Genomic DNA, 21,209 nt, shown 5'->3' on the forward strand with positions numbered 1-21,209 from the left:
AGAAATGATTTCTGCTTTTATTTGCAATTATATTTGATAATTTTCAAATTCTATTTCATGATTTGTTAAAAAAATGATACAATACATTGGAAAAACGTAAACGTAGATTACGGATACGAGAAAGAGGAGGATTTTATGGCGATCAGCGAAGAACAAGTCAAACACGTTGCCAAACTAGCAAAACTTTCATTCTCAGACGATGAATTACATGAGTTTACCTCTCAGCTAGGGAAAATTATTGATATGGTTGAAACACTTGAAGAAGTGGACACCACAGGAGTACCATTCACATCGAATGTCGCAGAAACGATTAACGTGATGCGTGAAGATGTAACGACCGGCGGCTGGGACCGTGATGAATTAATGAAAAATGTTCCAGAATCCGAAGAAGGCTTTATCAAAGTGCCTGCAATCATTGATAATGGGGAGGCGGGTGCCTAATGACTGAATTATATAAAAAAAGCTTAGAAGAATTACACAGCTTATTAGTGTCAAAGGAAATTACTGCAACAGACTTAACGAGCGAAACCTTTGCTCGCATTAAAGAAACAGAGCTGAAAGTCGATGCGTTTCTAGCGTTGAATGAAGAAAAAGCGCAGGAATTGGCACAAGCCATCGATCAAAAAGGTATCACTGAAAGCAATGTGTTGGCGGGAATTCCAATTGGAATCAAAGACAACATCGTTACCAAAGATTTGCGGACAACAGCTGCTTCAAAAATCTTAGGTAATTTTGATCCAATTTACGATGCGACCGTTATGGACAAAGTTTACCAAGCGGACATGATTCCAGTTGGTAAGTTAAATATGGATGAATTTGCCATGGGCGCAAGTACCGAAACATCGTTCTTTAAGAAAACGAAAAACGCTTGGGACGAAACAAAAGTACCTGGTGGTTCATCAGGTGGCTCGGCAGCTGCCGTTGCAGCTGGACAAGTCCCCCTATCATTAGGTAGCGATACGGGTGGTTCGATTCGTCAACCAGCAGCTTTCAATGGGATCGTCGGGATGAAGCCAACCTACGGACGGGTTTCTCGTTTTGGTCTGATCGCGTTTGCATCATCTTTAGATCAAATTGGTCCGATGACGCGTGGTGTGAAAGACAATGCCTTTGCATTAAATGCCATCAGTGGGTTTGATGCGAAAGATAGTACGTCAGCAGGCGCTGCTGTTCCTGATTTTACAGCAGGTTTGACTGGTGATATCAAAGGAATGAAAGTCGCTTTGCCTAAAGAATACTTAGGTGAAGGGATCCAAGCAGGCGTTCGAGAAGCAATCTTAAAAGCAGCGGACACTTTCCGTGCGTTAGGAGCGACTGTGGAAGAAGTCAGCTTGCCACACTCAAAATACGGGGTAGCCGTTTACTATATCATCGCTTCTTCTGAAGCAAGTTCTAATTTGCAACGTTTTGACGGTATTCGTTACGGTTTCCGTTCAGAAAATGTCAGCAATCTAGAAGATGTCTATGTCAATTCTCGCAGTGAAGGATTCGGGGAAGAAGTAAAACGCCGGATCATGTTAGGTACGTTTTCACTAAGTGCTGGTTACTACGATGCCTACTTCAAAAAAGCCGGTCAAGTACGGACGTTGATTAAACAAGATTTCGATAAGGTCTTCAGCCAATACGACTTGATCATTGGCCCAGCTTCCCCAACGGTAGCATTTGGTATTGGAGAAAACATCAATGATCCGATCACCATGTACTTGAATGATATTTTAACCATTCCTGTGAACTTAGCAGGACTGCCAGGGATGTCGATCCCAGCAGGTTTTTCTGAAGGACTGCCAGTCGGCTTGCAGATCATTGGGAAACATTTTGATGAAGCAACCATGTATAAAGCGGCTTATGCCTTTGAACAAGCAACTGATTTCCACACGAAAAAACCAGTGATTTTAGGAGGGGATAAGGCATGAACTTCGAAACAGTCATTGGGCTTGAAGTCCACGTAGAATTAAAAACAGAATCAAAGATTTTTTCTCCAGCACCTGCTCACTTTGGCGCTGAACCAAATAGCAACACGAATGTGATCGACTGGGGCTATCCAGGTGTTTTACCAGTAATGAACAAAGCAGCTATCGAATTTGGGATGAAAGCAGCGCTTGCGCTGAATTGTGAAATCTCAAAAGAAACGCATTTCGACCGCAAAAACTATTTCTATCCCGATAATCCAAAAGCGTATCAAATTTCGCAATTCGATCAACCGATCGGTCATGATGGGTGGATCGAGATCGAAGTGGAAGGCAAAAAGAAAAAGATTCGCATCGAGCGAGTTCATTTGGAAGAAGATGCTGGGAAAAACATGCACGGCAAAGGCGGTTATTCTTATGTTGATCTAAATCGTCAAGGAACCCCTTTGATCGAGATCGTTTCCGAAGCGGATATGCGTTCACCAGAAGAAGCATATGCGTATCTAGAAGCGTTGCGTTCAATCATCTTGTTTACAGAAGTATCCGATGTGAAGATGGAAGAAGGTTCCATGCGTTGTGATGCGAATATTTCGTTGCGACCTTACGGCCAAGAACAATTCGGAACAAAAACAGAACTGAAAAACTTAAACTCTATGTCCTTCGTGAAAAAAGGGTTGGCATTTGAAGAAAAACGCCAAGCCAAAGTATTGCTTTCTGGAGGCGAGATCCAACAAGAAACTCGACGTTTTGATGAAGCAACCAGCAAAACCTTATTGATGCGTGTCAAAGAAGGTTCTTCTGATTATCGTTACTTCCCAGAACCAGATATCCCACGGTTTGTGATCGATGATGAATGGATCGAACGTGTACGTCAAAGCTTGCCAGAAATGCCGCAAAAACGTCGTGCCCGTTACATCTCTGAATTGGGCTTACCAGAATATGATGCAATGGTCTTGACTTTATCAAAAGAAATGTCCGATTTCTTTGAAAAAACCATCGATGCTGGTACTGATCCTAAACAAGCATCTAACTGGTTGATGGGTGAAGTTTCAGCGTATCTGAACAGCGAGAAATTGGAACTGCCAGAAACGAAATTAACCCCAGACAATTTAGCGGGAATGATTCGTTTGATCGCCGATGGCACGATCAGTTCGAAGATTGCGAAAAAAGTCTTCAAAGAGTTGATCACAAACGGCGGCGACGCTGAAGAAGTCGTAAAAGCCAAGGGATTGATCCAATTATCAGATCCTGCGCAATTACTACCAATGATCAATGAAGTATTAGATAACAACCAACAATCCGTCGATGACTTCAAAAACGGAAAAGACCGCGCAGTCGGTTTCTTAGTTGGTCAAATCATGAAAGCAACCAAAGGACAAGCGAATCCAGGTGTTGTGAACAAGCTGTTGCAAGAAGAACTAGCAAAGCGATAAGAGGCAAGCGATGAAAAGAGCAAGAGTAATCTACAACCCGACATCTGGGAAAGAATTGATTCGAAAAAACTTAGCAGATATTTTAGATGTTTTGGAAACTGGCGGTTATGAGGCGAGTGCATTTGCCACGACCGCTGCGCCATTTTCCGCTCGTGATGAAGCAAGAAGAGCCGGCGAAGCTGGTTTTGATTTGGTGGTAGCTGCCGGTGGGGATGGCACGATCAATGAAGTCGTCAATGGGATCGCTCCTTTAGAAAAGCGACCAAAAATGGCGATCATTCCTGGAGGCACGACCAATGACTACGCACGAGCACTAAAGATTCCCCGTACGGATATCAAAGCAGCTGCGGAAGTGATTTTGAAGCAGCAGACAGTGAAAATGGATGTCGGAAAAACACCCAACATGTATTTTATCAACATTGCTGCTGGTGGGCACTTAACGGAATTGACCTACGATGTTCCTTCTGAACTGAAAAGTGTTTTTGGCTACTTAGCTTATCTAGCAAAAGGAGCGGAATTACTGCCTCGTGTCAAACCAATCAAAATGCATCTAAAGTATGAAGACGGAGAATACATTGGCGGAGCGTCGATGTTCTTTTTAGGGCTGACGAATTCAGTGGGGGGTTTTGAACAGATTGCGCCTGATGCAAAGCTTGACGATGGGAAATTTTCGTTGATCATTGTCAAAACGGCCAATATTTTTGAGATCGTCCACTTAGTTGCTTTAATGATGAATGGTGGAAAACACATCAACGATCGTCGTCTGATTTATACGAAAACATCTTTTCTTGAAGTAGACGCACCAGAACAGGTCAATCGTTTAATGATCAACCTTGATGGCGAATACGGCGGAGATGCTCCTATGCGCTTTGAAAACCTACACAATCATATTGAGTTTTTTGCAAATGTCGATCAAATCCCTGACGATGCGGTCGTTGGTGAGCAAAATTATCAAGAGATGAGCGAAGGGTTTATTAAAGAAGTCGAACGTCTTTCCGATGAGGACATCAATGGGGATGGCAAGATCGGCGACGAAACAAAGTAAACGATTTTTCTTTTCATGCGAGTTGAAAGAACAGGGACTTTTGGACCTGTTCTTTTTTTAAAACGTAATTGTGGAAAAGCAGGCACCGATTTTTTTTCGAATACTTGATAGAATAGCTTTTCTTAAATTTTAGTAAAGGACGTTTTTTATAAAGTGTTTCACGATTTACCTTTGTTTCACGAGATCGGGCGCGGATCATATAAATAAAACGAATAAAATTTCCAAAACACGAATGATAATCATCAAAAAGCGAACTTTTCGAATATATGCTCATTAAAGTTCGTTATTTCCGTATTTCTATCCAATCTATGGATGCAAAAGCGAATAAGAATATGCTATAATGGTGAAACGAAGAAATGGGGGGACCGGAATGGAGCAAATCGATTCTACAAAAGCGCTTGATCTGCTGAGAGATGACGCAGAACGAATCAAAAAGCTGATCCGAAACCAAGAAAATAGTTTATGTATCGCACAATGCAAAGCATTTGAAGAAGTGGTTGATACCCAGATGTATGGTCTATCACGACAAGTGGCATTTGCGATCCGCTTGGGGATCGTTGATAATCAAACAGGGCAGCAATTGATGGCGGATCTTGAAAAAGATTTGAACCAATTGTATAGCGAGGTCTACGAGGACCAGCGGACACCTGACATCGGCAAGGAGGCATAAACTTGCCAGAGAAAGTAAAGAAAAGACATTTATTAGATTATAGTATTTTATTACCATATATTGTTATGTGTGTCACGGGCTTGATGATGGTTTATAGTTCCACATCTTACGTTGCGATGACCGCCACACAACCGACCACAGCTGCTTCTTACGTCATCAATCAAGCGATTTTCTGGTTGTTGAGTCTAGTAGCGATCACTGTCATGTATAAAATGAAAACGGATGTTTTTCGGAATAAAAAATTTGTCCAGATCGCTATGATCGTCATCTTGTTTTTATTGATCGCTGCCTTCTTTTTCCCAAGAAGAAACGGGGCCCATGGTTGGTTAACGATTGCGGGCTTTTCTATTCAACCAGCTGAGTACTTGAAATTTATTGTGATTTGGTTTTTATCGGTGACGCTATCTTATCGTCAAAAAGGCATCCAACAAGAGTTTTGGAAAACGGTTTGGCGTCCAATCGGAATCGTTTTCGTCTACACAGGGATTATGGCCTTTTATCCCGACTTAGGGAATGCTGTGATCGTCATGCTACTGGCTTTTGTCGTTTTATTATCTAGTGGATTGAATTACTTGTACACTTTGATATTGGGGTTGGCAGGTATCGTTGGGAGTATGTTGATTGTCCTATTTGTGAATCTAACTGGCGGTAAGCTTTTACCAGCTTATGTTTATAGTCGCTTTTCATCCTTTTTGAACCCGTTTGCTGATGAATACAATACAGGTCATCAAATGGTCAATGGGTATTACGCAATGTTCAACGGTGGGCTGTTCGGGCGCGGGCTTGGAAATAGTATCCAAAAACGTGGCTTCTTAAACGAAGCGCACACCGATTATATATTTTCGATCGTTATGGAAGAATTAGGGCTGATCCCATCGATCATCATTTTAGGTGTTTTGTTCTATATGGTGGGACGGATCTTTCTTGTCGGTATCCGTTCAAGAGATCCCTTTAATTCCATGATGTGTATAGGTATAGGGACATTATTTATGTCTCAGATTTTTATCAACTTAGGTGGAATCACTGGTTTGATCCCATTGACGGGAATCACTTTCCCATTTCTAAGTCAAGGTGGATCAAGCTTACTGATGCTATCGATTTGTATCGGTTTTGTGTTAAATATCAGTGCCGAAGAAAAGAGGAAACAATATTATTTGAATTATTGATCAATTGAATGGAGTGGATTAGATGAAGAAAATTCTTGTTGCCAATCGTGGAGAAATCGCGATCCGTGTCTTCCGCGCATGTGCGGAGTTAGGAATCAAAACAGTCGGTATTTATGCTGCGGAGGATGAATACTCCGTCCATCGCTTTAAAGCAGACGAAGCGTATTTAGTGGGGAAAGGCAAACGTCCGATCGATGCGTATTTAGACATTGAAGATATCATTCGCACGGCGAAAAAGGCCGGTGCCGAAGGAATCCATCCTGGATACGGCTTTTTATCAGAAAATCTGGGATTTGCTCAGCGCTGTGAAGAAGAAGGTTTGATTTTCATCGGACCATCCACCCATCATTTAGATATTTTTGGCGACAAGATCAAAGCAAAAGCAGCAGCGATCGAGGCAGGGATTCAATCAATTCCTGGCTCTGACGGTCCAGTTGCATCGATCGATGACGTTTTAGCATTTGCAAACGAACATGATTATCCAATCATGATCAAAGCAGCCCTTGGGGGCGGTGGGCGAGGCATGCGTGTCGCTCATGATGAAAAAGAAGCAAGAGACGGCTACGAACGTGCCAAAAGTGAAGCCAAAGCGGCATTTGGTAGCGATGAAGTCTACGTTGAAAAATACATTAGTAATCCAAAACATATTGAAGTCCAAATTTTAGGAGATACGCACGGAAACGTCGTTCACTTATTTGAACGTGATTGCTCGGTTCAGCGCCGCCACCAAAAAGTAGTCGAGGTGGCACCTTGTGTGTCAATGACTGATGAACAACGGGAAAAAATATGCCAAGCAGCCGTTCAACTAATGAAGCATGTCGGGTATATCAATGCTGGAACCGTGGAATTCTTAGTAGAGGGCGACAAATTCTACTTTATCGAAGTAAACCCACGGGTCCAAGTGGAACATACGATCACTGAAATGATCACCAATTTAGACATCGTGACGACACAAATTTTGATTGCACAAGGCAAAGACTTGCATAAAGAAATCGGAATTCCTGAACAAAAAGACATTCGCTTTGAGGGTGTTGCGATCCAATGTCGCGTGACGACAGAAGATCCAGCGAATAATTTTATGCCAGATACTGGTAAGATCGATACCTACCGCTCTCCAGGTGGGTTTGGGGTTCGTTTAGATGTCGGAAATGCTTATGCCGGTGCAGTGGTAACCCCTTATTTCGACTCGCTACTTGTAAAAGTCTGTACGCATGCTGCTTCGTTCGACCAAGCAATTCAAAAAATGATGCGCTGTCTGAAAGAATTCCGAGTACGTGGTGTGAAAACAAACATTCTCTTTATGCGTAATGTTGTTTCTCATCCAGCCTTTCGTTCAGGGGAAGCCAAAACCACCTTTATCGACAATACGCCAGAACTATTCAATTTCCCTCGGATTCGTGACCGTGGAAACAAAACCATGAAGTATATCGGTGAAATCACGATTAATGGATTCCCGGGAATCGAAAAACAAAAGAAACCTTTCTACAATGAACCACGGATGCCACAACACATCCAAGCAACGCCTGATTTTGTCAGCGCCAAAAATATTTTAGATACGAAAGGTGCCGAGGGTGTCGTTGAATGGATCGGTCAACAAAAGAATGTCTTACTGACGGATACAACCTTCCGAGATGCCCATCAAAGTTTGTTGGCAACTCGTGTAAGAACCCATGACTTTAAGAAAATTGCCGCGACGACGGAAGCTGGCCTACCACAATTGTTCTCAAGTGAAATGTGGGGTGGGGCAACCTTTGACGTTGCGTACCGTTTCTTAACAGAAGATCCATGGGAAAGATTGCGGATGTTCCGGAAAAAAATGCCGAATACACTCTTACAAATGTTGTTTAGAGGCTCCAACGCTGTCGGGTATTCCAATTATCCAGACAATGTTTTGGAAGAATTCATCAAAGAATCTGCGGCACAAGGAATCGATGTATTCCGAATCTTTGATAGTTTGAATTGGGTCCCACAAATGGAGAAAAGTATCCAAGCCGTTCGCGATACGGGCAAAATTGCAGAAGCGACGATTTGTTATACAGGGGATATCAATGATCCATCCCGCCAAAAATATTCGGTACAATATTACAAAGACATGGCAAAAGAATTGCAGAATCTTGGTGCCCATATTATTGCTATCAAGGATATGGCTGGATTATTAAAACCGCAAGCGGCTTATCGTTTGATCAGTGAGTTAAAAGATACGATCGATGTACCGATCCATCTGCACACCCATGATACTAGCGGGAATGGGATTATTACTTACTCAGCAGCTACCAAAGCTGGCGTTGATATCGTGGATGTCGCTATGTCAGCTATCAGTGGCGCAACGAGTCAGCCAAGTATGAGTAGTTTGTATTATGCTCTTTTAAACGGCGAGCGTTGCCCAGAGATCAATGTGGATAATATCCAACAATTGAATCACTATTGGGAAGATGTCCGCATGTACTACCATTCCTTTGAAAATGGCTTGAACGCCCCTCAAACGGAAGTGTACAAGCATGAGATGCCAGGAGGACAATATACCAATCTCCAGCAGCAAGCCAAAGCCGTTGGTTTAGGCGAAAAATGGGATGAAATCAAAGAAATGTATCATGAAGTCAATATGATGTTTGGAGACATCGTGAAAGTGACACCTTCTTCGAAAGTCGTGGGCGATATGGCGCTCTTCATGGTACAAAATGGCTTGTCAGAAAAAGATATTTTTGAAAAAGGCGATACATTGAGTTTCCCAGAATCAGTGATCACCTTCTTCCAAGGCGAGTTAGGTCAGCCAGTCGGTGGTTTCCCGAAAGAATTGCAACGCATTATCTTAAAAGGACGCCCAGCCTTTACGGAACGTCCAGGAACCTTTGCCAAGCCAGTTAATTTTGCCGAAGTGAAACAAGAACTAGCTGAAAAAATCGGCTATGAACCAAAACACGAAGAAGTTTTGAGCTACTTGATGTATCCGCAAGTTTTCCTTGATTATCGAAAAGCGTATGAGCAGTTTGCCGATGTAAAAGTCCTTGATACACCAACCTTCTTTAATGGTATGCGCTTAGGCGAAACGATCAATGTCGAATTAGAAAAAGGCAAAATTTTGATCATTCGTCTCGATGAAATCGGTGAACCAGATATCGAAGGCAATCGGACCCTCTTCTTTAACTTGAACGGTCAACGACGAGAAATCGTTGTGAAAGATAGTTCGATCATCAGCTCTGTTCAAACAAAACGCAAAGCAGAGCCAACGAACAAAGAACAAATCGGTGCGTCTATGAGTGGTTCAGTTTTAGAAGTATTAGTCAAAAAAGGTGATCGAGTGGCACGTGGACAGACGTTGATGGTCACTGAAGCGATGAAGATGGAAACTTCCGTCGAAGCTCGCTTCTCTGGTGTAGTTGAGCATGTTTACGTAACCGATGGGGAACCAATCCAGTCAGGAGATCTTCTGATTGAAGTCAAAGAAAAATAAGGAGTCGATCAGCAGATGAAGCGAAGGGGATTATTATTTTGCGGCTTATTTGTCCTAGCCCTGATAATCGTGTATTTGCAGCCAGTATTCATGCAAAACGCTTCAGATTCAAGAATGACGATCGAGAACCCAATCAAAGCACCAACGACCATGAATTACGAACCAATCGCAGCTCAAGGGTTAGCTGAATTGATTGGGGAGCCCGTTTCTGATTTTGAAGAAATCTATGGGCTTCCAGTTCAAACGTATCGCTCGGGCTACGAGTTTGAAATTCGGGTCTACAATCAATTAGACGATCAGCAATATGTTGAGATCAATACTGATGGTGAGAGTGTGCAGGCAATCAAAGTGATCGGCGCCGGGGGATCTTCCCTAGCGCCCTTTGCGATGGGCATGACCTTGACTGACTTGACTGAGCTGACCATGATTTATCCAAATTTCACCTTGACACAAAATGATCGCACCATCAGTTTTGAATTGATGGAAGAAGATATGAACTACCGACCCTTAGTAGCGTTTGATAATGGGACATTTGCTGTTTTATTCTTTGATCAAGAGACGGCTCAACTGCAGGCGATCACTTACTTGGATCAGACGACCCTGCTTAAGTTAGCGCCCTATCCCTTGACGGAAGGAGAACGACCGCTGTTTCAAGTTTCACAAACGATTGACCAAGCACAAGCTGATCTTGAAAAAGAGACGTTAGCCTTTGTCATTATTGATAAGCTTCGTAATCAAATCGGTTTGGAAAGCTTTGTACAAGATACCCAGACGCATCAAGATGCGGTCGGACTTTTAGCAGATTTGACGAATAATCTATCGGATCATTTGACCTCTCAACGCATCCATTCCTATCAACGTGCTCTTTCTTCGGAAAAAACGAGTAATTTTGTTTTGACGAACGATGAGTGGCAGGAGTTATTAGCAGCGAAGGAGTTAGAGGCTTCAGCTTCGATTTTTGAAGCGCCTGTCTATGATCCAACCTTTACTATTTTATCTTGGTTCAGTAACCCAAGATTTACTGAGCGTTTGACCCATGAACAATCAGAAAAGATAGGAATTGCTTTTTCTGAAGCAAATATGGTAGTCTTAGTGCAAGAAGATGTAGAAGGGACCGAGGATAGTACATCAGATGATTTACGATGAAGCCTTTTTCGAGATTGAAGATCAAATCGATTCGCTTGTGATGGCAATCAAAGCGAGTGAAACGTGTAGAAACTATCAAATAGCGAAACAAACCATGCATCAAGATCCTGTTGCTCAGGAATTGATGCGATCGTTTATAGAAAAAAAGCTGGATTTTGAAAGAATTGAAGCGTACGGCGCATATGCCCCTGATTTCAAAGAGAAAAAGCGTGCGATGCGCACAGCTAAGCGACAGCTGGATCTCAATGAGCAAGTGAGCGAGTACCGCTGGAGTGAAACGCAGCTGCAGCGTTTGCTGGATGAACTGACCGTAGCGATTTCTACGTGTTTTTCACCAACTGTCAAAGTGGATGCTGGAAGTCCTTTTTTTCAATCAAAATCAAGTTGTGGAGGAAATTGTCATGCACGAGGATAAAACGCCTTTTACGATGCAGAAGCGTCGAGGATTGATCGTATGGGTCTACAGCCTACGTCAACTAAAAAATTTGCGTCGTTTTGGCTTCGTTCATTATGTGTCACGCAAAATGAAATATGTGGTCATGTATTTGAACGAAGAAGAATACGAAAGCAAAAAAACAAAAATCGAGCAGTTTCACTTTGTTCGACAAGTTGAAGCTTCCTATCGACCAGATGTCGAAATGGATTTTGCTGAAAAAATTGGTACATCAGCAGCCTATCCAGTGAAAGATGAAGGGTTTGATATCGAAGAAAAAAATACGATGATTCGATTGGCAGAAAACGTGTAATAGAAAAGTGGGGGTGCCTTGAGTCACCGCCATTTTTTTATTGCTATTTATAGAAACAGTGCTATATTTGTATTTACGAAGATCTTGGAGGGAAAAACGCATGCGTGTAGTAGCCGGAGAATATGGTGGCCGCAGATTAAAAAGTCTTGCTGGAGATAACACTCGCCCCACGACAGACAAAGTAAAAGGGGCGATCTTTAACATGTTAGGGCAATATTTAGATGGAGGAGTTGTACTGGATCTGTTTAGTGGGAGCGGGGGCTTAGCGATCGAAGCGGTCTCTCGTGGTGCGGAGCATGCCGTTTGTGTCGACCGTAGTTTTCCAGCTATTAAAGTGATCCGTGAAAATATTGCAATAACCAAAGAACCAGAAAAGTTCACGGTACTAAAAATGGATGCCAATCAAGCCTTACGCCAGTTTACAGCTGAGGGACAAAGTTTTGACTATCTATTTTTAGATCCACCTTATGCAAAGCAAGAGATCCTGCAACAGCTAGAAGCTATGCTTAAGGATGAATTGATTCGTCCGTTTGCTTATGTGGTTTGCGAAACAGATAAGTCCATCGTCTTGCCAGAAAAGATTGGTTCTTTGCATTTGATGCGCGCCCAAACCTATGGCATATCTGCGGTGACGATCTATAGAAATGAGGGATAACATGAAAAAGATTGCTTTATTTCCAGGAAGTTTTGATCCGCTGACGTCAGGTCATGTGGATCTGATTGAGCGAGGCGCAACGCTTTTTGATGAGCTGATCGTGGGTGTTTTTACAAATACCAATAAAAAAAGTTTTTTTACAAGTGAAGAAAAAGTTCATCTAATTGAAGAAGCCCTCGCTCATATTCCAAACGTCAAGATTCTGGCGCAAGAAACGGAGCTGACGGTCACGATCGCGAAAAAACTAGGCGCCCAGTTTCTGCTTAGAGGCATTCGCAGTGTGAAAGATTATGAGTATGAGCGGGACATCATGGAAATGAATCATCACTTAGAACCTTCCCTGGAGACCGTCTTTCTTTTAGCAGATGCAAAGCATAGTTTCATCAGCTCCAGTTTGTTGAAAGAAATCTTAACCTTTAACGGCGATGTTGCGGAATATTTACCACAAAATATCTACGATGCTATAGTAAAGAAGCGTGATACCAATGAATCTTAAATCAACGATCAAATATGTTCTCCTGTTTGTTTTAGCGCTGATCATCGCAGCCTGTGCCTTTTTGCCGATTCCTTATTATATCGAGCAACCTGGTGCAACGATCGATTTAAAAGAATTGATTACCGTCAATCAAAAAGAAGACACCTCAGCCGGCTCCTTTTCTTTAACCAGTGTCGGGATTCGACAGGCTACCGTGTTTACGGCGATTGGAACGAAATTCAATGAATTTCAAGACTTGATCAGTGAGGAAGAACTTTTAGGCGGTGCGACAGATGAGGAGTACAATCGCATCCAGCGCTATTATATGGAATCCTCGCAAAATAGTGCGATTGAGCAAGCATTAAAGCTGGCAGACTTGCCTTATGAAATGACCTATAAAGGGGTCTATGTCATGGGGATCGATCCAAATTCCAGCTTTGCGGGGAAAATATCCGTTGGAGATACCGTCACCGCTGTCAATGGCAAAGAATTTAAAAGTAACCAAGACTTTATCGACTATGTACAAAGTCAAACCATTGGTGATGAGATCACCGTAACTTACTTGCAAGATGGTGAAGAAAAAGAAGCAACAGGCAAATTAATTGAACTGGAAAGCAATCAAAAAGCAGGTATCGGTATCTCACTCGTCGATCATACAGAGATCACTTCTGATGAAGAGATCGTGATCGATTCTGGCAATATCGGTGGGCCTTCAGCTGGGTTGATGTTCACCCTTGAAATCTATGAACAGCTAACTGGAGATAACTTGCGTAAAGGCCATAATATTGCTGGAACCGGAACGATCTCAGCTGATGGGACGGTTGGTCGAATCGGTGGGATTGACAAAAAAGTAGCGAGTGCCAGCGAAAGTGGAGCAGAAATCTTTTTTGCTCCGGACGATGAAATCACTGATGAAGAGCGTGAAATAGATCCTTCCATTAAAACGAATTACGAAGAGGCAGTGGCAGCAGCGAAGAAGTTAGACACAGACATGAAAATCGTTCCGATCGCCAATGTCCAAGATGCATTGGACTACCTAGCAACACTAAAAGAAGCAAATTAAAACGGCACTTGCCGTTTTTTTTATTGTCTAAAGAATACAGTAGGCTCAAAGAAAAGGTTATGCTATACTTTTAGATAAGGAGTGTGAATCTAGTGGAATTAAAAAGACAACAACCGATCGTTGAAGCATATCATTTTGATATGAAACCGAAAGACAAAGAAATGGAAACAAAATTGAATGTCGGCTTTGCGCCGTTAAAAGTCAAAGATGAAGAATATATGGAAGAAAACAGTATTATTGGTGCCCGCTTAGAATTCCAATTGGTGTTCCCTGATTACGTTTTGTCAGGACGTGTCGGACAAGTCAATCATATTTTGAATCGCAAAGTCAATTCTGGAGAGGATTTGACGAAAGCCGAAACAGATCGCTTGGTTGAGCCCTTGTTTGATATCGTCAAACGCTTGACTTATGAAGTGACAGAGATCGTGACCGACAAACCAGGTTTACAATTGAACTTTAATACCAATTCGAACGCTGCGCAAGAAGCGAAGGAAGCAGACGAATAACGAGAAATAGGAGGGATGCCCATTGTTTTCCAATCAAATGCAAGTGATGCTATACGTTGACGATGTGACGAAAGCAGTTGAGTTTTGGCAAGAACTAGGGTTTGTGATCATTGAACAACAAACCGTTGATGGAACATCCGTCGTTGAAATCGCGCCATCAAAAGAGGCGGAGGCACATTTTGTCTTATATGACCGTGAGTTTATCGAAACACATTCACCTGAAGTCGCTTTGAATTCCCCATCGATCATGTTTTTTGCAGAAGATATTACGATACTTTATAAGAAGCTTTTAGAGATGGAAGCAGAAGTGGGTGAATTGATTCAGATGGAAGAACAACTGGTTTTCAATTTTGCCGATCCGGATGGCAATTATTTTGCTGTATCAGGAAAATAGCTTTTGTCGATCGTAACCAATCATTCGTCCTTTTGAACCCGACTTTATGTTGTCGTACTGTTCAGGACAAATGGTTGGTTTTTTCGTTTTATTGCAAGACATTTTACAGGCAAAGGTCTAAAATTGATAACAAGAGAATCAATTGCCTTTAAGGAGGAAATGACTATGCAAAACTATCTATATGCAATCAGTGATATTCATGGAATGGCCGATCTGTTTAAAAAACTTCTTACCGATTATGACCCTAAGCTCCATCAGCTGCTTTTGATTGGAGACTTAAATGATCGGGGGCCGAAGTCAAAAGAGTGTTTTTTTCTGGGAAAAAAGTTAGTCGAAGAATACCAAGCGATTTATTTACGCGGCAATCACGAGGAGTATTTTCTGCAATTTCTAAATGCCCCTGAGGATTGGTTTGCCGCTTACGTACGCAATGGCGGCAAAGAAACGATTGAAAGTCTTTTGCATACAGGCGCTACTGAGGAGTATTCGCCGACGGAAATCGCCTTAATGATCCGCAGTAGCTATCGAGACTTAATAGAGTTTTTGATGGAGCGACCGCTTTATTACGAATGGGGAAAGTATCTCTTTGTTCATGCGGGCGTGGATTTAAGTAAAAAAGATTGGCGTAAGACCGCAGACCATGATTTTATCTGGATTCGCGAGCCGTTTCATAAAGGAAAAAACCGTACAGGAAAAACGATCGTTTTTGGCCATACCATCACGCCCATGCTGCATGGAGATATGCAGACGACGGATCTATGGCAACAAGACGACAAAATCGGCATCGATGGCGGGGCAGTATTTGGTGGATCGGTGCATGGCGTGATTTTTGATGGCAAAGGGATCGTTCAGGACATCGAATACCAAAATTTAGCAGGTCCTTGGCAACCAGACTTTTAAAAGTCTTTTTGAGAAAAGACAAAAGCAGCCATAACAAGAGTCGCGAAAGCAACATTGTTTTCGTGCAATCTTGTTCGCTCAATGGCTGTCTTTTTTATGTTAAAATAGCAAAAGCAACAAAGGAAAGGTGAGAACAAATGGCAGAAATGAATCAAGAGGTACTTGATTTAGTAAAACAAGAATTAACCGCTTTTACCCAAAAACAAATCAGTACGGTGTTGCAGTTATTGCAAGAAGGAAATACCGTCCCCTTTATTGCCCGCTACCGTAAAGAAATGACGAATGGACTTGACGAAGTTCAGATTCGAGAAATTGAAGAGCGATACCAATACTTAGAAAACTTAGAGAAGCGCAAGCAAGAGGTTTTGCGTTTGATAGAAGAACAAGAAAAGCTAACGCCTGAACTATCTCAGGCGATTTTAGCTGCAACAAAAATGCAGGCCGTCGAAGACCTGTATCGTCCTTATAAACAAAAACGACGCACCAAAGCGACGATCGCCAAAGAGAACGGCTTGGAACCATTTGCTCAGTGGCTGTTAAGCTTCCCAAAAGCAGGTGACGTTCAAGAAAAAGCGGCCGAATTTATCAGTGATGCTGTTCCTACTGTAGAAGATGCCTTAGCAGGCGCGCACGAGATCATTGCAGAAAGCGTTGGTGATACTGCAGAGTTTCGTAGTTGGATCCGCAGCTATTACACAAACAAAGGACTGTATCAAAGCACGGTCAAAAATGCTGAAAAAGATGAAAAAGGCGTTTATGAAATGTATTACGATTTCCAGCATCCTATCAATAAGATGGTATCCCACCGAATTTTAGCCACTAATCGTGGGGAACAAGAAGACATCTTGAAGGTCGCCCTTGTGGCAGATGAAGAAAAAATCATGGATTACCTACGTCGCAAATTGATCACGAATAGGGATTCACCCGCAGCCGGTTTTGTTGAAGCTGCAGCTGCTGATGCGCTGAAACGGTTTATTTCACCAGCCATCGAACGAGAGATTCGCAATGAATTGACAGAAAAAGCCGACGAACAAGCAATTGCGATTTTTGGAGAAAATCTTCGCAATCTGTTGCTGCAGCCGCCATTGAAGGGCAAAGTCGTTTTAGGTTTTGATCCAGCGTATCGTACAGGCTGTAAACTAGCCGTCATTGATGAGACTGGAAAAGTACTAGCGATCGAAGTGATCTATCCTCATAAACCAGCGCCTATGAATAAGCGAGAAGCTGCCGGACCAGCGTTTCGTCGCTTATTACAAACCTATAAAGTCGAGATGGTCGCAATCGGTAATGGGACGGCGAGTCGGGAATCAGAGCAATTCGTCGCTGAACAATTAAAATTGATCGATCAAGAAGTATATTATGTGATCGTGAATGAGGCAGGCGCTTCTGTTTATTCTGCCAGTCCGATCGCTCGTCAAGAATTCCCTGATCTGCAAGTGGAAGAACGCAGCGCCATCAGTATTGGTCGCCGTCTGCAAGATCCCTTGGCAGAATTAGTCAAAATTGATCCACAATCCGTGGGCGTCGGACAATACCAGCATGACGTTTCGCAAAAACGCCTCGCTGAACAATTGGATTTTGTTGTTGAGACTGTTGTCAACCAAGTTGGCGTTGACGTCAATACCGCAAGTGCGGCACTCTTGCAGCATGTAGCTGGTTTAAATAAAACCACTGCTCAAAATATCGTGACTTATCGAGAAGAAACTGGTGTATTTACGCAGCGGAATCAACTGAAAAAAGTCCCTCGCTTAGGACCAAAAGCTTATGAACAGGCGATCGGCTTTATGCGGATACCTGGCGGAAAAGTCATTTTGGACAATACCGGGATCCATCCAGAAAGTTATGACACTGCCAAAGAAATTTTGGCGATCGCGGGTATTTCTTTAGCGGAGCTAGGGAAAGAGCAAATGGAAGAAAATAAAGCGAAACTTGCCCAACTACGCCCAGCGGAGCTTTCCGCAAAATTGTCAGTCGGCAAAGAAACCATCACGGATATCCTAAAGGCGTTAATGCAGCCTGGACGCGATATGCGTGATGAAATGCCAGCGCCATTATTGCGTAAAGATGTGTTGAGTATGGAGGATTTAAAACCGGGAATGGAACTGAAGGGAACGGTTCGAAATGTGATCGACTTTGGTGCTTTCGTTGATATCGGTGTCAAACAAGATGGACTGGTGCATTTATCGAAGCTGAGCCGTTCGTTTGTAAAGCATCCGAAAGACGTTGTTTCCGTCGGTGATGTCGTAACCGTTTGGATCGAGCAAGTAGATGTCAAAAAAGGCCGTATCAGTTTAACGATGGTCGATCCGGGAAATGCAAAATGACCCAACAAGAACTGCAGCGGTTGGTGGAAGAGCTATCGCTGTCTGTTTTCAACAAACCATTCACGCATCGAGCGGTGTTTAATTCTCGCTTAAAAACAACCGGTGGCCGCTACCATCTAAGTGATCACCACTTGGATTTCAATCCAGCGATGCTCACAGAACACGGGATGGAGGTTTTTATCGGCATTATCAAGCATGAATTGTGTCACTATCATTTGCACTTAGCAGGTCTTGGTCACCGTCACCAAGATCCTGCTTTTAAAGCACTGCTGGCAAGAACGGGAGGCTTGCGTTATGCACCTCCTGCCAAAAGGTCAGCGAAACATCGCTATCGATGCCAAAATTGCGGCTGCGAGATTCGGCGGCAGCGACGCGTGGATATCAAAAAATATGTTTGTGGAAAATGTCGTGGACGTTTGCTAGAAATAGGAAATGATGAGAAAAGTCAAGTCGAAAAATAAAACTCGTTGCTATTTTTTTCATTTTGTATGATAATGTAGGTCGTGTGACAACCTGATATTTGTCAATACACGCGTTTTTTTACGACGCGGATTTGAGAAAAGAGGATTATAATAATGGAAAATCAAAACAAAATACATCATTTTGTTGGAATCAAAGGTTCCGGTATGAGTTCATTGGCTTTGATTCTGCACGAAAAAGGCTACCAAGTACAAGGCTCTGATGTGGAAGAATATTTCTTCACTCAACGTGATCTAGAAAAAGCAGCAATCAAATTGTTGCCTTTTGATAAAGCAAACATTCAACCAGAAATGGTCATTATCCAAGGGAATGCTTTCCCTGACACCCACGAAGAAATCGTACGGGCAAAAGAACTTGGTTTAGAAGTTACTCGTTATCATGACTTTATTGGCCAATTCATTCAGCCCTATACGAGTATTGCGGTGACTGGTTCTCACGGGAAAACCAGTACGACAGGATTGCTTTCTCATGTCTTAAGCGGCATCCGTCCAACAAGTTTCTTGATTGGCGATGGTACTGGTCATGGGGAACCTGATGCGGAATTCTTCTCGTTTGAAGCTTGTGAATACCGTCGTCATTTCTTAGCGTATTCACCGGATTATGCAATCATGACCAACATCGATTTTGATCACCCAGACTACTTCCACTCGATCGAGGATGTCTTCTCAGCCTTTCAATCGATGGCAAGTCAAGTGAAAAAAGGCATCTTTGCTTTTGGTGATGATGAATACTTGCGTAAACTTGAAGCCGATGTCCCAATCTACTATTACGGCGTCAACGATAACGACGATGTCCAAGCAAAAAATATTGAACGCACCACCCAAGGTTCAGAGTTCGACGTCTTCATCCATGGTGAAAATATTGGCCATTTTGTCTTACCAGCGTTTGGTCAGCACAACATCAACAACGCATTAAGTGTGATCGCTGTGGCTTACAAAGAAGGATTGGATATGAAAGAAGTTGCTGCTGAGATGATTTCATTTCCTGGAGTGAAACGCCGCTTTAGCGAAAAAATCGTGGCGGATATGACGATCGTGGACGACTACGCCCACCATCCTGCAGAAATCAAAGCAACGATCGATGGCGCTCGTCAAAAATATCCAGAGAAAGAAATTATTGCTGTCTTCCAACCACATACCTTTACCCGCACGATCGCTTTGATGGATGAATTTGCGGAAGCATTGGATCTTGCAGACCATGTCTATCTATGTGACATTTTTGGATCTGCTCGTGAATCACGAGGAGATGTTAAAATTGAAGATCTAGGCAAGAAAATCCAAAAAGGCGGAACTGTGATCAAAGAAGAGAACGTATCTCCGCTATTGGATCATCAAAATGCTGTCGTGATTTTCATGGGAGCAGGCGATGTGCAAAAATTTGAAACAGCCTATGAAAAACTATTAAGCAATACAACTCGTAACGTATTGTAATCAAAGACTCTTGTGGCGTGTTTGCTGCAAGAGTTTTTTACATCTGAAGTTTTTGCAAAAGCAGCACCGCGAACTTGCACTTTTGTCGGCATCTGATAGAATATACTCAGATGAAACTATTCTTTTTGGAGGAATTAAATTTTGAATATAGGGAAACCGCGAAAAATAGGAAAAAGTATTGAAGATATCGAGGAAGGCGATTCGTTATCCTTAACAGAATCGATCGAAGACAATCAACTGCTGTTATATTTAGGGCTGACTAATGATGCCAATCCTTTGTATATACAACATGACTACACACAAAAAACTGAGTACCAGCGTCCCATCGTACCATCCATTATGTTGATGGGGATCATTACCAGTGCCGTATCGAAACATTTGCCTGGTCCTGGCTCTCATGTAGTCAATTTTTCGGTAAACTTTATTGAACCTGTATATCATTATGAAACGTTGACCTTTGAATTCGAAGTGATCAAAGTGGATAAAATGAAAGACGTGGTAACTATTTCGGTTGAAGCGATCAACATAGAAGATCATCGTATTTTAGATGCTGTGGTCATGGTCCAGCCGCCAAAAGCAGTAGCAGAAAATGAGGAGGAACAATAAGATGAATAATTTAAATAATGAAACCGTCCAAGCCCAAGGCTTAAATCGCTTTTATTCAAAAGTGTATTTATTCTTCGGTGTTGGGCTTGCGATCAGTGCGATCTCAGCCTATATATTTGGGGAAGTCTTTCAAGCGCAAACCCTGCAATTTATCAGCAACTTTCCGCTAGGATTTACTGGTCTTTGGATCTTACAGATCATTCTAGTTATTGTATTAGGGGTGAAGGCGCAGAAAAATCCGTCCTTGACCGTTGCTGGCTTTTTAGTCTATTCGCTCTTGAATGGATTGACCTTGTCTGTGACACTGATGATCTATGACTTTGGATCGATCGTGGGAGCATTTGTTTCAGCAGCTGTCACTTTTGGTGTCATGTCAGCATTTGGGATCATGACTAAACGTGATCTAAGTGTGGTTGGTCGTATCGGCTATGGTCTGTTGATTGGGATCATCATCTCGACGCTCTTGAATGTATTTATTTTACGCAGTCAACCGGTTGACTTTTTCTTATCGATCGTGACCGTCTTTGTCTTTATGGGGATCACCGCTTATGACAATCAGCAAATCCGCAATGTATACTTCGCAACGAATGGTGGCGCAAATACAGGAGTGGCCGTTTTCATGGCATTACAACTGTATTTGGACTTTATCAACTTATTCCTTGCGTTATTGCGAATCTTTGGAAAAAACAACTAAAAAAAGTGCGAGGAAACTCGCCTTTTTTTTTGTATAAAATGAGAGAGAAAACAAAGCAATTCATCGCTTTTGTGCCCGTTCTTTGATAGAATAAAGAGGAACTTTTTGAGAAAAGGAG

At 42.4% G+C, this 21,209-nt stretch carries 21 protein-coding genes; all 21 read left to right on the forward strand.

The window, feature by feature from the left end; genetic code table 11:
• Window positions 1-135 precede the first annotated feature (135 nt).
• The 21 genes from gatC (at window position 136) to IGK61_RS07910 (ending at window position 21,091) form a co-directional block, all read left to right on the forward strand.
• A complete protein-coding gene (gene gatC / locus IGK61_RS07810) occupies window positions 136-441 on the forward strand; it encodes an Asp-tRNA(Asn)/Glu-tRNA(Gln) amidotransferase subunit GatC (protein WP_005225977.1) in 306 nt (101 codons plus the stop codon).
• Window positions 441-1,913, forward strand: a complete 1,473-nt coding sequence (gatA, locus tag IGK61_RS07815) for an Asp-tRNA(Asn)/Glu-tRNA(Gln) amidotransferase subunit GatA (RefSeq protein ID WP_438844782.1) — start codon at window positions 441-443, stop codon at window positions 1,911-1,913. Before gatC ends, gatA begins: the two co-directional genes overlap by 1 nt.
• Window positions 1,910-3,340 carry an Asp-tRNA(Asn)/Glu-tRNA(Gln) amidotransferase subunit GatB gene (gene gatB / locus IGK61_RS07820; RefSeq protein ID WP_074535977.1) on the forward strand — a complete coding sequence of 477 codons (1,431 nt, stop codon included), beginning with the start codon at window positions 1,910-1,912 and terminating at the stop codon, window positions 3,338-3,340. Before gatA ends, gatB begins: the two co-directional genes overlap by 4 nt.
• 10 nt (window positions 3,341-3,350) lie before the next feature.
• A complete protein-coding gene (locus tag IGK61_RS07825) occupies window positions 3,351-4,385 on the forward strand; it encodes a diacylglycerol kinase (RefSeq protein ID WP_005225980.1) in 1,035 nt (344 codons plus the stop codon).
• A 370-nt stretch (window positions 4,386-4,755) separates the two neighbouring features.
• Entirely contained in the window at window positions 4,756-5,055 is a 300-nt protein-coding gene (locus IGK61_RS07830) for a YlaN family protein (protein ID WP_010748186.1), read from the forward strand.
• Window positions 5,056-5,057: 2 nt separating this feature from the next.
• Window positions 5,058-6,221 carry an FtsW/RodA/SpoVE family cell cycle protein gene (locus IGK61_RS07835; RefSeq protein ID WP_074535975.1) on the forward strand — a complete coding sequence of 388 codons (1,164 nt, stop codon included), beginning with the start codon at window positions 5,058-5,060 and terminating at the stop codon, window positions 6,219-6,221.
• 22 nt (window positions 6,222-6,243) lie between these two features.
• Window positions 6,244-9,672, forward strand: coding sequence for a pyruvate carboxylase (locus tag IGK61_RS07840; protein WP_074535973.1), 3,429 nt, complete (start codon window positions 6,244-6,246; stop codon window positions 9,670-9,672).
• A gap of 15 nt (window positions 9,673-9,687) precedes the next feature.
• The gene (locus IGK61_RS07845; RefSeq protein ID WP_015509623.1) at window positions 9,688-10,818 is read left to right on the forward strand and encodes a CAP-associated domain-containing protein; all 1,131 of its coding nucleotides are present in this window, start codon (window positions 9,688-9,690) and stop codon (window positions 10,816-10,818) included.
• Complete coding sequence (locus IGK61_RS07850) at window positions 10,805-11,233, forward strand: YlbF family regulator (protein ID WP_074535971.1); 429 nt, start codon at window positions 10,805-10,807, stop codon at window positions 11,231-11,233. Before IGK61_RS07845 ends, IGK61_RS07850 begins: the two co-directional genes overlap by 14 nt.
• A complete protein-coding gene (locus IGK61_RS07855) occupies window positions 11,220-11,564 on the forward strand; it encodes a YlbG family protein (protein WP_005225986.1) in 345 nt (114 codons plus the stop codon). Before IGK61_RS07850 ends, IGK61_RS07855 begins: the two co-directional genes overlap by 14 nt.
• 100 nt (window positions 11,565-11,664) lie before the next feature.
• Window positions 11,665-12,219: a 16S rRNA (guanine(966)-N(2))-methyltransferase RsmD gene (gene rsmD, locus IGK61_RS07860; protein WP_074535969.1), complete on the forward strand. Its 555-nt coding sequence runs from the start codon at window positions 11,665-11,667 to the stop codon at window positions 12,217-12,219.
• Window position 12,220: 1 nt separating this feature from the next.
• On the forward strand, window positions 12,221-12,715 hold the full coding sequence (gene coaD / locus IGK61_RS07865) for a pantetheine-phosphate adenylyltransferase (RefSeq protein ID WP_005231326.1): 495 nt from the start codon (window positions 12,221-12,223) through the stop codon (window positions 12,713-12,715).
• A complete protein-coding gene (locus tag IGK61_RS07870; protein ID WP_438844783.1) occupies window positions 12,705-13,757 on the forward strand; it encodes a SepM family pheromone-processing serine protease in 1,053 nt (350 codons plus the stop codon). Before coaD ends, IGK61_RS07870 begins: the two co-directional genes overlap by 11 nt.
• Before the next feature lie 92 nt (window positions 13,758-13,849).
• Window positions 13,850-14,263: a DUF1149 family protein gene (locus IGK61_RS07875; RefSeq protein WP_074535967.1), complete on the forward strand. Its 414-nt coding sequence runs from the start codon at window positions 13,850-13,852 to the stop codon at window positions 14,261-14,263.
• 22 nt (window positions 14,264-14,285) lie between these two features.
• Window positions 14,286-14,657: a VOC family protein gene (locus IGK61_RS07880; RefSeq protein ID WP_015509625.1), complete on the forward strand. Its 372-nt coding sequence runs from the start codon at window positions 14,286-14,288 to the stop codon at window positions 14,655-14,657.
• Window positions 14,658-14,822: 165 nt separating this feature from the next.
• Window positions 14,823-15,557 carry a metallophosphoesterase family protein gene (locus tag IGK61_RS07885; protein ID WP_074535964.1) on the forward strand — a complete coding sequence of 245 codons (735 nt, stop codon included), beginning with the start codon at window positions 14,823-14,825 and terminating at the stop codon, window positions 15,555-15,557.
• A gap of 137 nt (window positions 15,558-15,694) precedes the next feature.
• A complete protein-coding gene (locus IGK61_RS07890; protein WP_074535962.1) occupies window positions 15,695-17,881 on the forward strand; it encodes a Tex family protein in 2,187 nt (728 codons plus the stop codon).
• Window positions 17,878-18,342, forward strand: a complete 465-nt coding sequence (locus IGK61_RS07895) for a SprT family protein (RefSeq protein ID WP_074535960.1) — start codon at window positions 17,878-17,880, stop codon at window positions 18,340-18,342. Before IGK61_RS07890 ends, IGK61_RS07895 begins: the two co-directional genes overlap by 4 nt.
• 114 nt (window positions 18,343-18,456) lie before the next feature.
• A complete protein-coding gene (murC, locus tag IGK61_RS07900) occupies window positions 18,457-19,791 on the forward strand; it encodes a UDP-N-acetylmuramate--L-alanine ligase (protein ID WP_005225995.1) in 1,335 nt (444 codons plus the stop codon).
• A gap of 141 nt (window positions 19,792-19,932) precedes the next feature.
• A complete protein-coding gene (locus IGK61_RS07905) occupies window positions 19,933-20,397 on the forward strand; it encodes a MaoC family dehydratase (RefSeq protein WP_074535958.1) in 465 nt (154 codons plus the stop codon).
• A gap of 1 nt (window position 20,398) precedes the next feature.
• On the forward strand, window positions 20,399-21,091 hold the full coding sequence (locus IGK61_RS07910; protein WP_074535957.1) for a Bax inhibitor-1/YccA family protein: 693 nt from the start codon (window positions 20,399-20,401) through the stop codon (window positions 21,089-21,091).
• Window positions 21,092-21,209 lie beyond the last annotated feature (118 nt).

The organism is Enterococcus sp. AZ063 (genome assembly GCF_051715045.1).
Taxonomy (GTDB): domain Bacteria; phylum Bacillota; class Bacilli; order Lactobacillales; family Enterococcaceae; genus Enterococcus_D; species Enterococcus_D casseliflavus.